The 13,909-nt window shown below is 33.4% G+C and carries 11 protein-coding genes; 1 reads left to right on the forward strand and 10 read right to left on the reverse strand.

Annotated elements, in window-relative coordinates; translation table 11 throughout:
* Window positions 1–37: 37 nt before the first annotated feature.
* The 3 genes from ACLBWW_RS14440 to ACLBWW_RS14450 form a co-directional block, all read right to left on the reverse strand.
* Window positions 38–1,555 (reverse strand): glycosyltransferase family 2 protein, encoded by a 1,518-nt coding sequence (locus ACLBWW_RS14440; RefSeq protein ID WP_098049169.1) that lies wholly within the window; start codon window positions 1,553–1,555, stop codon window positions 38–40.
* A 375-nt stretch (window positions 1,556–1,930) separates the two neighbouring features.
* The gene (locus ACLBWW_RS14445) at window positions 1,931–2,953 is read right to left on the reverse strand and encodes a hypothetical protein (RefSeq protein ID WP_098080306.1); all 1,023 of its coding nucleotides are present in this window, start codon (window positions 2,951–2,953) and stop codon (window positions 1,931–1,933) included.
* A gap of 296 nt (window positions 2,954–3,249) precedes the next feature.
* On the reverse strand, window positions 3,250–4,467 hold the full coding sequence (locus ACLBWW_RS14450) for an aspartate aminotransferase family protein (protein ID WP_048547692.1): 1,218 nt from the start codon (window positions 4,465–4,467) through the stop codon (window positions 3,250–3,252).
* Window positions 4,468–4,738: 271 nt separating this feature from the next.
* Here ACLBWW_RS14450 and ACLBWW_RS14455 point away from each other — a divergent pair, with 271 nt between their 5' ends.
* A complete protein-coding gene (locus ACLBWW_RS14455; RefSeq protein ID WP_048547694.1) occupies window positions 4,739–6,118 on the forward strand; it encodes a catalase in 1,380 nt (459 codons plus the stop codon).
* 76 nt (window positions 6,119–6,194) lie between these two features.
* Here the strand turns inward: ACLBWW_RS14455 and ACLBWW_RS14460 are convergent, their stop codons facing one another.
* The 7 genes from ACLBWW_RS14460 to ACLBWW_RS14490 form a co-directional block, all read right to left on the reverse strand.
* Entirely contained in the window at window positions 6,195–6,722 is a 528-nt protein-coding gene (locus ACLBWW_RS14460; RefSeq protein WP_048547695.1) for a hypothetical protein, read from the reverse strand.
* A 112-nt stretch (window positions 6,723–6,834) separates the two neighbouring features.
* Window positions 6,835–8,589: an adenine deaminase C-terminal domain-containing protein gene (locus tag ACLBWW_RS14465; protein ID WP_098641884.1), complete on the reverse strand. Its 1,755-nt coding sequence runs from the start codon at window positions 8,587–8,589 to the stop codon at window positions 6,835–6,837.
* A 295-nt stretch (window positions 8,590–8,884) separates the two neighbouring features.
* Window positions 8,885–10,051 carry a serine hydrolase domain-containing protein gene (locus ACLBWW_RS14470; RefSeq protein ID WP_016087360.1) on the reverse strand — a complete coding sequence of 389 codons (1,167 nt, stop codon included), beginning with the start codon at window positions 10,049–10,051 and terminating at the stop codon, window positions 8,885–8,887.
* A gap of 333 nt (window positions 10,052–10,384) precedes the next feature.
* Complete coding sequence (locus tag ACLBWW_RS14475; protein WP_016134793.1) at window positions 10,385–10,891, reverse strand: DUF3902 family protein; 507 nt, start codon at window positions 10,889–10,891, stop codon at window positions 10,385–10,387.
* 184 nt (window positions 10,892–11,075) lie between these two features.
* Window positions 11,076–11,810: a hypothetical protein gene (locus ACLBWW_RS14480; RefSeq protein WP_098633496.1), complete on the reverse strand. Its 735-nt coding sequence runs from the start codon at window positions 11,808–11,810 to the stop codon at window positions 11,076–11,078.
* Window positions 11,811–11,825: 15 nt separating this feature from the next.
* Window positions 11,826–12,935 (reverse strand): DUF58 domain-containing protein, encoded by a 1,110-nt coding sequence (locus ACLBWW_RS14485; protein ID WP_048547700.1) that lies wholly within the window; start codon window positions 12,933–12,935, stop codon window positions 11,826–11,828.
* The gene (locus ACLBWW_RS14490) at window positions 12,932–13,864 is read right to left on the reverse strand and encodes an AAA family ATPase (protein ID WP_098132345.1); all 933 of its coding nucleotides are present in this window, start codon (window positions 13,862–13,864) and stop codon (window positions 12,932–12,934) included. Before ACLBWW_RS14490 ends, ACLBWW_RS14485 begins: the two co-directional genes overlap by 4 nt.
* Window positions 13,865–13,909 lie beyond the last annotated feature (45 nt).

Below are 13,909 nucleotides of genomic sequence, written 5' to 3' on the forward strand. Positions count from 1 at the left end.
ATATGAAATGTTAATTTTTTTGTACTGGTCTAACAGTTTAATCACCCTTTCCATCTATTTCAAGATTTTCTATTAAGTAAGAGAGAGCTTCAACGTGATCACCAATTATTCTTAATACCGCTGGAGGATGTCCATTATGACTTACATTCTCCATTAAACGAATTCTATTCGGTTTTACAACATCAACGTAATGTACACATTCTACTCTACACCCTTGTAATATAGCTTTTACTTGTGCAAGACTAGGGCATAGTAAACTTTCCCAGCCTATTGCATCTATACATGATCTACTCATAGCATGTGGAATTGCTACTAATGAGCCATTACTTAATTCTGGACGATTATATGCTAAATTAAGCATATACTTTACGATGTCTACAACATAAAACGGAGGATGTAACATCGGATTCAAATCATTTAATGCTATGTCTACGCCAGCTGAAACTGCTTTTGTAAAGTGATGCAAATTACTTCCTGAAACACTAAAATCACCATCAATAAATAAGAGAATATCTCCTGTAGCTTCAAACGCTCCAATAGCACGTCCAACATTATGACCAAGCCGTTCGTTATATTTAATAATAGTAGCACCAAGTCTTTTAGCGATATTGGCCGTTTGATCTGTCGAACCATTTACAACGACAATTATTTCTAGCGGTTCTATTTTTCTTGCCTCAAGTATTACTTGTTCTATAGTTTCTTCTTCATTTTGCACTGGTATAATGACAGAAAGTTGCTTCCCGTCATAAATTGATGAATTCATACCCCATCCTCGATGATAAGAAGGATATCGCTTGCATTCACCTAACTTTTGAATAATATCTCTTCTTTTTCCTGCATCAGTAAACCCTACTCTTTTTCCCTTTTTCTCTATCCATTTAGAAATACCGATTAAATATTTTCCCACTTTCTCCTTTTCATTTTCTGACAATTCTTTTTTAACTAAATAACCTTCCTCTTCTAACGTTTCATCTCTAGATAACGTTTTTATTGCATATTGATCGTTAATGCGCCAGCCTTGATTAACTATGTTCATATGAGCTAGAACGATATCTTTTATATAATCAAAGCCGATATTTACCACTACTTCTTTCGTAAGTGCATATGGTAATGAAAGTATTGAATTGCTTTTTAAATCTGGTCGACTTAAAATTTCATTTAACATTTTTCTCCAAACAATATCCGTATTTGGACATTTACCAACTTCTATAAATTTATCTATCTTGTTTAATGCTACATCAGCCTGATTTGTAACAACTGGCTCAATAAAATTCTTCATTTCATTTGAAGATAATAAAAAATTACTATCTACAAATAATAATACATCTCCTTTAGCTGCCTTTACAGAAGCTTCATATCCATCATAATACGTACTATATTTATCCATCAAAACAATATGACATTTATGTTTCTTTGCTATTTCATACAAATTACTTCTATCGTTAGGAACGAAAATTATAATTTCAAGAGGATTTAGCTTCCATATAGATTGAATTGACTCTTCTAATATTTGCTCTCTTTCACTATACAAAATAATAACCGTTAACGATTTCATTACGCGCCCCCTTTACACATCATGTGACATAAAGTGAAACTTTAATCAGTGGGGGTTTTCTTCATCCCCCACTGATTATTAGCCCTCACCAATCGGACTTTTATGGGCAGCCCGACCCCCTCCTAACTTCTTTATTTTCGCTGAATTTTGAGGTGGGGGTCTTACTGCCCATTAAAGCGGGATAAAATATTAAGTATTACCATTTCCTATGAATTTGCTACTTTATTAACATATTCAAAAGTGAATTATACTGTGTAAAAACAACCGTCTATTTTTGAAAATATAAGTTCTGCATTTACCTCCTTCCTCTTATCATTGTTTGTTACAACTCTCACCATTTAAAAACAAAAAAGCCCTAATTTCTTTAGGACTCTTTTAAATAAATTTATCAATATTATTAATTTTATATAATACCTTTTTCCATGTTATACCGCGATCTGTTGTAGTAAATATTTCTTTTTTATTACACGCCCAACCTTTACGCCGATTAAAAAAATGCAAACAAAATACATTTTTTAACAATGGATTACTTGATACTTTTATCCATTTTGATCCTTTTTTTATTATTTGATATACACTTCCATTTTCACTATTTATAACCCAGCCATAATAGGAACTAAAAAACGAAACAGCCACTTTACTAGTATTTATTGTTTTATTTGAAATATGCCACGAATTCCCCTTATCAAATGAGTAATTCATTAAAAATTTATCATCATTCATTTTAGTTGGTATTACTAATAGGTTATTTTTATAAATTGCTTTATAAGCCATAGCAGTCCCATTATTAATTCCTTCAAGACTTGGAATATCTTTTATAGCTTGCCAACTTTCCCCACCATTTATTGTTTTAAATACCGTTGATGTTTCATAATGTGTTTGTAATGAAATAAATCCGACTAAATCGTTAATAAATGTTATCCCTGAAATACTATCACTAATACTTATATTTTTTATTACTTTCCAAGCTTTCGCTTTCGTTTTCAAATAGTATAAATTATGTTCAAATTTATTTGATGCAAGCTTTCTAGATAATACAATCCATATACTATCCATATTCGTAGCATGCAATTGCACTTGAACATCAGTCGATTTCTCCCATTCTTCTTCAACCGGTAAAATAAACTCACTCCATCTTTCCCCTCTATTAACTGTATAAAATATAGCTGGCAATAGATCGTCATTCGTTTTTGTTAAACCATATGCCCAAGAGCTTCGAGCGTTTATTGGATATGCAAATAATACAATTGATTTTAGAGGATTAACAACATCCCATTCTACTCCTCCGTTTCGAGTATATAAGATGGCTTGCTTTTTATTTGCATATTGAATACTAGCCCAACCATATTTATCCGTTCTCATTTGTAAAGAAGTAAATTGAATATCATTATTTTCCAATATATCACCTCATTCTTATTATTTATATATTCGTATGCTATTATTTTCAAAACGTTCTATCACTCGTTGTTAGTACCACTCGTTTTATCTACTATCTTTATATTTACTTTCTCTTTTCTTCAACAGTAAAATATCATTCAATCATGTATCAAATATAATGAAATTCCTTCTATTTTTTTCGTTATCATTTACCAACAACTGTATTTTACAAAATTCAACTATAAAAAATGCACCCCAATTGTAAAACTATTTTTAACAATTAGAGTGCACTTTATATAAAATTTAGCTTTTAACTTTTAAGCACTTACTACAGCAGCAACTTTATCCATACAAGAAATAAATTGAGTAATAAATGCATCAATTTCTTCTTTTTTAATTATATATGGAGGAAGTAAACGGATGATGTTCCCTTGTGTAACATCAACTAACATCCCTTTCTCCATTAGCTCCACCTGTAATTTCTTTACATTTTCATTCGTATCATTCAAACTAATTCCAAACATCATACCAGCATGGCGTACTTCCTGAATATAATAAGAATTTTCTTTCTGAATTTCTTGCAATTTATCATTTAGATAGTGTGACGTTTCATACGCTTCTTGCATTAAACCATCGTCAATCAATGTGTTTAATACCGTTAACCCTAAAGCGGTTCCCATTGAAGAATGAGCAAACGTTGTGCCGTGATCTCCTGGTGCAAATACATCACATAACTTTTCACCTACAATAATTCCGCCAAGCGGTATCCCGCCTCCTGCTCCCTTACCAATTTGAATAATATCCGGAGTAATATTGAAATTTTGATAAGCAAATAGTTTACCAGTTCTCCCCATACCACTTTGAACTTCATCAACGATAAGAATGACATTATATTTATCACATAAGTTTTGAACACCATTTAAATATTCACTTGATAAAGGGTATATCCCCCCGCTTCCTAATACAGGCTCTAGCATAATCGCAATTGGATTTTCTTTAACGATTGTTTCTTCTAATTGCTCTATATTCTCACGCTCTACTTCATATACCGGAATCGATGTTTTAGGGAAATTTTGATATACGCTTTCTTGTCTCGTAAAATGAAGTGCTCCTAACGTACGCCCATGGAAACTATTCTTCAGCACTACGATTCCTTCACGTTCCTCTCCCGTATTAGTTCTATATTTATCAATTAATTTTAATGTCGTTTCTGTCGCTTCCGTACCAGAGTTTGTAAAAAAGACCTTTCCGTTTTTTAAAGAGCAGTCAACTAATTTCTTTGCATACTCAATCGCAACTGGATTTAAAAAATGAAATGGAAGATGCAACGATTTCGTAACTTGTTCCATTGTCATTTGCACGATTTTCGGGTGATTGTATCCTAATACATTCACTCCGACACCAGAAAATAAATCTACATATTCTTTACCATCCACATCGTATAGTTTGCAACCTTCTCCTCTTTCTATCGCAACCTTCGTACGACAATACGTAGACATCATATATTCTTTATCTAATTGAAACCAATCCGACATTTTAAATTCCTCCTAGTTATTTTCCCTGTTTATTTATGTTCATTCTCTATAAAGTCATGTATAAATTCATTTTTTAGATTGAAATTTTCATAGTAATTTTCTTCCCGATATTCATTTTTCCATAATTTCTTCTATTTCAACAGGTCCACTACATGTGCATTTTTTTCATCTAGCGGTCTGTTACCATTTTGGACTGTGCTTGTCATACATAATCAAGGCTATAAAATCATATTTAGTAACAATGGACAAAAAAGATTTGGAGGCAATAACGATGAATGAAAACTATGATAAACAGAGGCAATCTTTACTAGGGAATGACTTTAATGAAAATAGAGAACGTAATGAACAAGCTATACTTCACTCACAAACAGTTGGTTCACGTGGACCTGTTCTAAAGCAAGATAGTGTACTTCACGAGACGCTACAAGAATTTATTCACGAAAAAATTTTAGAAAGACCTGTTCATGTAAAAGGATTTGGTGCGTTCGGTTATTTTCAAACGATCTATCCAATGTCTGAACATACTAAACTACGTTTTTTACAAAATTCTAATGCGAGAGTTCCTGTTATGGTGCGATTTTCATTAGCCGTTAGTACGAAAGGAACACCTGACACTTCTAGAAATGTACGCGGTTTTTCTACAAAGTTTTATACAGAAGAAGGCATTTTCGATCTTTTATGTAATCACATCCCTGTCTTTTCCGTTCGTGATCCGATTCGTTTCCCTGAAACGATTCAAGCGTTGTTACCTTCACCTATAAATAACTTAATAGATCCTAATAGATTTTGGAGCTTTGTCGCTAGAGCGCCTGAATCCATTCATTTCGTTGTCCATTTATATTCTGATGCTGGTACGGCCAAAAGTCTTCGCCACATCCCAGGACATAGTGTTAATACATATGTATGGAGAAATGCAGAAGGTCATCGAAAGTATGTAAAGTATCATTGGTACCCCTTTGAAGGTGTTCAATACATTACTAGTGAGGAAGCGAATAAACTGGCTGCTGAAAACCCTGATTATAGCGGGAAAGATTTATATGATGCAATTGCAAATGGTAAACCAGTAGAATACGGTTTATATGTCCAGCTCATGGATCCGAAAGATGAAGCACATCTTTCTTATGACCCTTTAGATGATACAAAAGTATGGGATGAAAAGAAGTATCCTCTTATACCAGTAGGCAAAATGGTATTAAATAAAAATCCTGAAAATTATATGGAGCAAGTAGAAAAAGTCGCCTTCTCCCCTTCTAATTTACTAGACGGTGCAGAACTATCAGATGATAAAATGCTGCAAGGGCGTGCTAACATTTACAGTGATTCTCAAAGAAGAAGAATTGGTTCCGAATTTCGCAAATTGGCAATTAACAAACAGCAAAATTGGACGCCTGCTAATCAAATAACGAGCGGTGACGGAAGATACGTTGAAGGTAAACTTGAAAGAACTTCTATTACGAAACAGGATGACTTTACGCAGCCTACTGAATTTTATACGAAGTTAAAACCGATTGAAAAAGAACATCTTGCTAAAAACTTAGCTAGTGATTTGAAAGTTATCTCTGATGATATTAGAAAGGTCATTTTAGGATATTTTCATAAAGTGTCTGCTGATTTGGTAAAGAAGATTGAAAGTGCAATGCAAAAGCTTTAAGTATATAAAAAAACGTCATTTTAAAAATAAAAAATGACGTTTTTTTATGGTGAAATTACTAGTAATTTCTACCGCTTCATTTTACATTATGGTACTCATTTCTCTTTTTCAAATAATCTTTTTCACATTGCAACGGCTTGAATTTCACTTTTTTCCCTTTCTTCTTTTTCGTTTTTATAACGAGCCATTCCCCTTTTTCAACGTCTAGTTTAAGGCGTTTCATTACATTAATATTATCTTTTTCTTTATAAAGTAAAAATGCTTCTTGCGCCCTCACAAATAAGCTGGGTTGCTCGCTAAATCCACCACTATCATAAATTTTAGTTAGCGAATTATAATAAGAATCATTTTCCTTTCCACCATACATCAAATGGGCAGCCTCTAGATCTCTTTTACTTACTTCCCAAAAACTATGTTCATCCATATTTAAATTAAATGTGGATTTAATGTCTTGTATTATATTCTTCACATACTTTTCATCTCGAATTTTCCTTTTTTCAAGACAATCAGAAGATAGCTCTGGTGCATCCGTTTGAGAATGTACAACTTGTTGAATAGATACACTTAATATAAATACACTTAATATATACAATATTTTTTTCATACTTACGTTTCACCTCAAGTAATTTAGATACTATATTATTTGAGGCTCACAATATTCTTATGCTAACAATGTGAAAGGCCCTATAAATTGGACTTTTATAGAGCCTTTCATATTAACATTGTTTTATCAAATTCACCGGTGAAGCCATTACCTTACTATTTTTCACATCATATAATCCTATAGGAGTTACCCGTATAAAAGGTAAGTGCGTCGCAGAAAAGAACAAAATGGTAAATGCCGGATCGTCATACGCGTAACCACGCTCTTGGAGTAGTTTCACCATCTGTTTCTCTTCCTGTATTAATTTATTCATTTTCAAATTAGACATAATCCCGAGTAATGGTAATGCGATTTCGTGTAATACTTCATTCTTTTCAGCTATTACCATTCCTCCCCCAATCTCTTTCACTCTATGAAAAGCTGTAAGCATATCTTCTTTATTCTTTCCAATAAGAATGATGTCACCGGTACCAGAATAAGAGCTAGCAAGACCACCTAGTTCTTTCGCAAACCCCTTTACAACTGTATTCACTCGCCAAGTACCATCACGAGCAATCATCATAAGAAAACACTCATCATGATCTAGAGAAAGTTCATCACGGTTTAAATCAATTTCAGTCGTGTATGGTTTAGTTATAACGTTATTTAATAATTGTATACCCACTTTTTGAGAAAAAATCATATCCTCTTTTTCTATAGACCAGTTTAATAATAATGGAGTTACTTTGAATTGACTCCATTCTATTCGTACTGATTCATTATTGTTTATTCCGTCACGCTTCACCCATTTTCCTTTTGCAATTACACTTATTGGAACCGGATTTTCTTTACTTTCCAAAATATTAATATTAGCTATTCTACCTGTCGCAATCGATCCATGTACATGTTCCATATTGTAATAACGAGCGATATTATAACTTGCCATATGATAAGCATCTATTATTGGCACTCCTTGTTTTATCGCGGTAGCTATCATTACGTTTGTCATTCCATTTTCATAAAACGAAGGATGTGAGCCGTCTGTAGTAAGAATAAATCTATCAAACTGCTTTACTCCTAGTTCCAACAATTCTTTCAGTAACACTTCTAAATCTGGGCGTATTGAAGAATTTCTTAGGGAAACCGTGTAACCTTGCATAAGACGAGTGAAAGCTTCCTGCCCTGTCATCGCTTCATGATCACAATCTGTACCTAACAGTTTTAACTTCGCTAAAGTCGTTTCAGATGCTCCTGGAAAATGTCCTTCCACTTTTTTATGTAATCGTTTCGTTTCCTGCAACCAATGTAACATTTCATCATCGCCATGTAATAACCTTGGCCACGCTGTTAGCTCGCCACCTTGAAGAACTGCTTTATGCTTAAGCCACTCTATTATGTCTTCACGATTAAATAAAGATTCCCCGTTTTGCAATTCAGTTTGTCCATCAAAACGACACCACCAATACATACTTGCTGGAATCTTTTCAAATTCATCTAATAAACGAAATGCTTCTTCACGTTGTAATGTGAAAAATAAAGTTAAATTATCATTAATAAAAGTCGTCGTCCCAAACTGCATCGCATAATTTGCTAACGTTTCTGGATTATATAATTGATATGGATGTGCATGCGGTTCTATGTAACTTGGAACTATATACTTTCCATCACAATCAATGACTTCACATTTATGTAGTTGCGCTGGCAGTTTTTCTCCTACATAAATAATGCGATCATCATAGATCCAAATATTTGCTTGCATCCACTCGCGCATATAGGAATTTAAATACGTTGCATTCTTAAATAAAATGTGTGGACTTCTTTTGCCATCTATTACTTCAACATGTTCTCGTAATTGTGTGTTACTCCATCTAAACTGATTTTCTCCCAATGTATTTCACTCCACATCAATTTACTTTTATTTATTAAAATAAAAACAATTAACAAACTAAAGTATTTTTCATTCATAATTCCCCTGTATAGCCCCTACACCTATCATTATATGGAATACTCGCAAAAATAACAATTTTCAAAATGAAACACACCTCTTTACCCCACAATAAAAAGGATGTCATGCAGCTGACATCCTTTTTTATACTAAACTATACGATTGAATTACACTTGATGTCATACTATGGATGCTAATACTATCCTTTAAAGCAGGATCACATTCGTTTTCTTTTCATTTATTTCTTAAATTCTATTTGCATCATTTTATTAAACTGTGTAAGAATATCAACCGGACCTAAAGAGTTAACATTGACAGCAAATGTATGCTTGCCTCCCATTACTCCGCCAGCAAAAGTCATAAACCCAGGAATTGATCCGCCGTGCCCCCAAACTGAGACACCATTTGGAAGTTTAGTTTCATAGATTCCAAGACCATATCCATCACCAAGACCTTTCCCTTCTATAGGAACTGTAGTAAGCATTTCTTTTAGCTCGCGTTCTTTCAGTAACTTACCACCAAGTAAAGATGAAAAGAACTTATTTAAATCGTCCGCATTAGAAATCATATCTCCAGCTGCATTTGCTAAACTCGGATTATAATACGTCATGTCTTTCAACTCACTTGTTTCGTCAATTTTCATATACCCACGAGCATGATTCTTTCCTGGGATGACGGGTGAATTTCCTGGTAAAAACGTATTTGACAGATCCAAAGGCTCAATAATTCGCTTTTCAATTTCTTCCGCATAACTATTTCCAGTTATTTTTTCAATAAGCATTCCCAATATGACGTATCCTGTGTTTGAATACAACCAGTCTTTACCCGGCGAGAAATCTGGAGGCAGAGAAAGGCCTATTTTCACTATTTCTTCTGCTGTATACGTTTTTTTCGAATTCATAATATCAGCGTCTTTTGACTTTAAGTATTCAGCGATACCACTCGTATGATTCAAAAGTTGTCGTATCGTAATTTGATTGCCATCATACCCATTTCCTTGAATAATTCCCGGTAGCCACTTTTCAATTGGATCGTCAAGTTGCACACGATTTTCTCCTACTAATTGAAGAACAGTCGTAGCAGTAAAAGTCTTCGTCACACTTCCAATCCGAAAACGATAATCTAATTTCATTGGTTTCTTTGTATTTAAATCCGCCAAACCAGCAGTATAACTATTAACTCTTCCGTTATTATACGTCTTAGCTAATACCCCTGGCGCCCCAATTTGGATTGTTTCCTGCATGACTTGTTTCCATCCATTCCGATTCTTTTGATCATGTACTTGTGACGAATTAGAAATACTTTGAGTAGACTCTGCTTTCACAGTAAAACCAGGTGTAAATAGAGTAGTACCCGCTAATAAAACTGTCAAACTCGCTAACTTCATTAAATTACATTTTTTCATAAGGTTTTCTCTCCCCTATTCATATCGTATTGATTCAAGCTATACTTTTATCCTATATGATAAAACTCTCTTTTTTCTTATCCATTCCTTACGAAATACTTACGTTCAAATTTTGTTACGCTAAGCTGAGAAAGAATTATGTATGAAAATAAAAAGGACATAAAAAAATAAGGACAGTCCCTTAACTGCCCCCATTTTCATTTCACCTTGTCTTAATTATTTTAAGATGATTTATTCATTGTGTTCGTATTAAAATGAATAAAAAAAGAACGTGTTTTCACTTTTTATGTAAATACGTTCTTTTTTATTTAAGCAACTAATCTATATTCACCTTTACCATCCTGCACTAGCGTTCATACCATTTCCGATAATAGAAAGTAATAGTGGCCATAATACTGGTCCTAACGTAAGCAGTACATTTAGAAGTATAAGTATTCTATATACACCGGTGAAATTATGATTTTTACGATTAACAAATACGAGACTGACTAACGATATTATGGTTGTTAAAAATAAAACTAACATTACCAACCAATACCACACCATTAAACTGAGACTCCATGGTGTTAATAGCTCGTGTATGATACAAAATGAGATTCCTAATACAGCAAAACTAAAGCTAGTCACCGCTATTTTTATAAGCCACTTACTTATTTTTTTATCGTATGTATTTTTACAATATAAATCTATTAAAGTGAATAAAGATAAATATGCCATTAATACGCCTATCCAAGACAATAACCAGTCTCCGTCCCCTTTGAATAATAAGAACAGTAACCAACACATACCTACTGCTGAAAAAACAAAGGAAATAAGTATGCTTTTTAATACCGATTTCATTACACATTCACACCCTTAAAAAACTTAAAAATTAATTATAATTTATAAAAATTAAGTATAGGTTAACATGTAATCAAGTATAAGTAAATAAAGTTAATTTTGTTTTCCTATTTGAAGACGGTTTCATATAAGAAAATAATTCATGTTAATCAAATTTACGTATAAAAAAAGAAAAGGTGGATATTTATATATCCACCTTCCCATCTCCCTCTACCCACTTCATTATTTTTTCCACATCTAAATCCGTATACGTCTTTTCACCATAACGAACAGACTCATATAACGAAGTAATATTTCTCGTTCTACTAATTCTTTTTAACCACTGTTGCATCGTTTCATAGGACCTTCTCTGTTCATGAAATGGTAATGTTCTTTCCCATTCAACTAACGTTTTTCTTATCGTATCTGTCGGTAACGACTGTTCTAACTGATGAATGACTTTCTTGTTATTTTCGGTTCTTACCGTATTTTCTTTTGTTACCGATTTTTTCTCCTGTTCTATTTCTGGTTTCGTTAACTTTTTCCTAACGGATTTATAAAGAAAATATATAATTACCCCTGCAATAACTACATAAAAAACTATACTAATCCATGAATTTGAAAGCATAGAAAGCACATCACTCCATGAATTCTCCCGTTTAAAAAGAGGGATTTTCCTATCTATTTTCGTTCTTGTATCTACAACTCCTGTTTCTTCATCTATAATTCTTTCAGGCTCATCAAACTGTTCGTTTATACTAGTAAAATCATAATTTCTTTCCAACATTGTCTCCGTCTTATTAAAAAAACGTTCTTTTACTATGTCTTGCACATACACCACGCCTTGTGATAACGTTATCGCACTAACCGTAAAGAAAAGTAGCATTAAAACTCTAACACTCCATAACTTCACTTTCATATGCCGCGCTTTATTAACCATGACATAAGCCCCTTCTTATTCTTTAATTACAATCCATTTATTCGTTCTACTGTATTTCTTTGGTGAAGTACCAATAATTAAAGGAACCGCATCCAGTTTCTTTCGACGAAAGCCTGCTGTGTAAAAATAAGAAGAAGATACTGGCGTGTCCTGATTCGATATTGAGGCAAGTACCTTTAATACATTTTGCAAATGTTTCCGATTATCCCCATTTTTTATATGTAGCAAACCGTTATCTTTTACACTATTGATCCATACTTCAAATGAACAGTTTTGCATGAGCAGTTGTTTACATATGCCTGCCGTTAATTCAATTAATTCTTCTGTATCATTTCGCAAAGAAACACCACTTTTATTTTGCAAGTTGAGATAAATCGTATATTTATCTGATTGTGCTCGCTCGTACTTTTTCGCAGTTATCGTCCCTGTTTTCGCTGTTGCACTCCAGTGGATGGAACGAAAATCTTCATTTTCATAAGACTTCACTCCCATTACTTTCGTTTCATCATATAGCGGTGAAGACATCGCTTTTCGAAATCCCCGTGACCATTCTTGTAATTCAGGAACTTGCATTTTCGGAACAGCTGGTAAGACTAAATAGGAGGGCGTATCAACTTGTTTATATGTTATATGGTTCGTTATGAATCCAAAGAGATCAGTAATAACAATTTCAACTTCTTCCCATTTCGCAATTCCTCTTTTTAACGCTACAGCTTGTAAATCAAATGAAACTGACTCTCTTCCTTTTAAATTAAAATTCATATAATAATTTGAACCTGTACTATAATTTTTATTTATTTCATCATGATTCCAAGTTAGCTTATTTTCACATTTAAATCGAAATACGATATTAAGAATAGGAAATATCGACTTGTTTGAAATTTTAATTTTACACGTATTCGTTTCACCTATAAAAACGTTTGAATTCCCCTGACTGTATTCCCATTCAACACGAGATACTTTACGCATGTACACGTGCATAGCACCTATTAAAATTACATACAAAAATACGAGAGATAAAAACAATAGATTACTTGAAAATACACTTAAAATAACGGCTACAACTGACATAACTCCCATTACGAAAGGCTCCGCTAAAGGTGTATACACAAGCTGTTGATTCATCGTACATTCTCCACTGGCACACTAATCGTATGAAGGATTTCTTTCATGATTTGTTCTTTCGTCGTTTTCATCTCTCCCTCAATCGTTAACGTTAAACGATGAGCGCAAACGGATGCAGCTAGTAGTTTTATATCATCTGGCGTACAATAATCTCTTTCATTTAATATTGCCCGTGCTTGAATCGCTCTCATAAATGCCAACGTCCCCCGCGGACTTACTCCAATTTCAATTAGCTCATGCTTACGAGTTGCTTCAATGATTTCAAGGAGATAATCTTGCACATCATTTGTTACTAGCACTTCCCTTGCGCGTTTTTGCATCATAATAATTTCTTCACCTGAAATAATAGAATGTAACGTATCTAGCGGATCATTCTTTTGAAAACGATTCATCATTTCCTTTTCTGCTTCCCTCGTAGGATAGCCTTGACGTATAGTTAGTAAAAAACGGTCTAGTTGAGCATCAGGTAAAGGAAATGTACCTGCTGATTCGAGTGGATTTTGCGTTGCAATAACTAAAAAAGGTTCTGGTAATGAATGTGTCTGTTTCGCAATCGTAACAGTACGTTCTTCCATAACTTCAAGTAACGAAGATTGTGTTCTCGGTACAGCTCGATTAATTTCATCGACTAATACTATATTTGCAAAAATAGGTCCTAATCTCGTTTTAAAATCCGATTCCTTTACATTAAAATATTCAAGACCAATAACATCTCCAGGCAAAGTATCCGCTGTAAATTGTATTCTTTGAAATTTAGCGTCCACACTTTTCGCTAAACTTTTCGCTAATGTTGTTTTTCCCGTCCCAGGTACATCTTCTAATAAAATATGCCCTTTTGCTATAAGGGCTATAGCTGCAAGTTCAATCGATTCATCTTTTCCTATAATAACCTTCGAGATATTGTTAGTAATTTTCTTTAATGTACTCATACAGTATCTACCACCTTTTTTATTATCCGAAAATTAAGAATATAT

Source organism: Bacillus sp. M5A3_1b (assembly GCF_053345335.1).

Excerpts from the sequence above, each read along its gene's own strand:
- ACLBWW_RS14470 (WP_016087360.1), bottom strand. The coding sequence starts at position 10,051 with ATGAAAAAATGTAATTTAATGAAGTTAGCGAGTTTGACAGTTTTATTA.
- ACLBWW_RS14480 (WP_098633496.1), bottom strand. The coding sequence starts at position 11,810 with ATGGTTAATAAAGCGCGGCATATGAAAGTGAAGTTATGGAGTGTTAGA.
- ACLBWW_RS14460 (WP_048547695.1), bottom strand. The coding sequence starts at position 6,722 with ATGAAAAAAATATTGTATATATTAAGTGTATTTATATTAAGTGTATCT.
- ACLBWW_RS14475 (WP_016134793.1), bottom strand. The coding sequence starts at position 10,891 with ATGAAATCGGTATTAAAAAGCATACTTATTTCCTTTGTTTTTTCAGCA.
- ACLBWW_RS14450 (WP_048547692.1), bottom strand. The coding sequence starts at position 4,467 with ATGTCGGATTGGTTTCAATTAGATAAAGAATATATGATGTCTACGTAT.
- ACLBWW_RS14455 (WP_048547694.1), top strand. The coding sequence starts at position 4,739 with ATGAATGAAAACTATGATAAACAGAGGCAATCTTTACTAGGGAATGAC.
- ACLBWW_RS14490 (WP_098132345.1), bottom strand. The coding sequence starts at position 13,864 with ATGAGTACATTAAAGAAAATTACTAACAATATCTCGAAGGTTATTATA.
- ACLBWW_RS14440 (WP_098049169.1), bottom strand. The coding sequence starts at position 1,555 with ATGAAATCGTTAACGGTTATTATTTTGTATAGTGAAAGAGAGCAAATA.
- ACLBWW_RS14485 (WP_048547700.1), bottom strand. The coding sequence starts at position 12,935 with ATGAATCAACAGCTTGTGTATACACCTTTAGCGGAGCCTTTCGTAATG.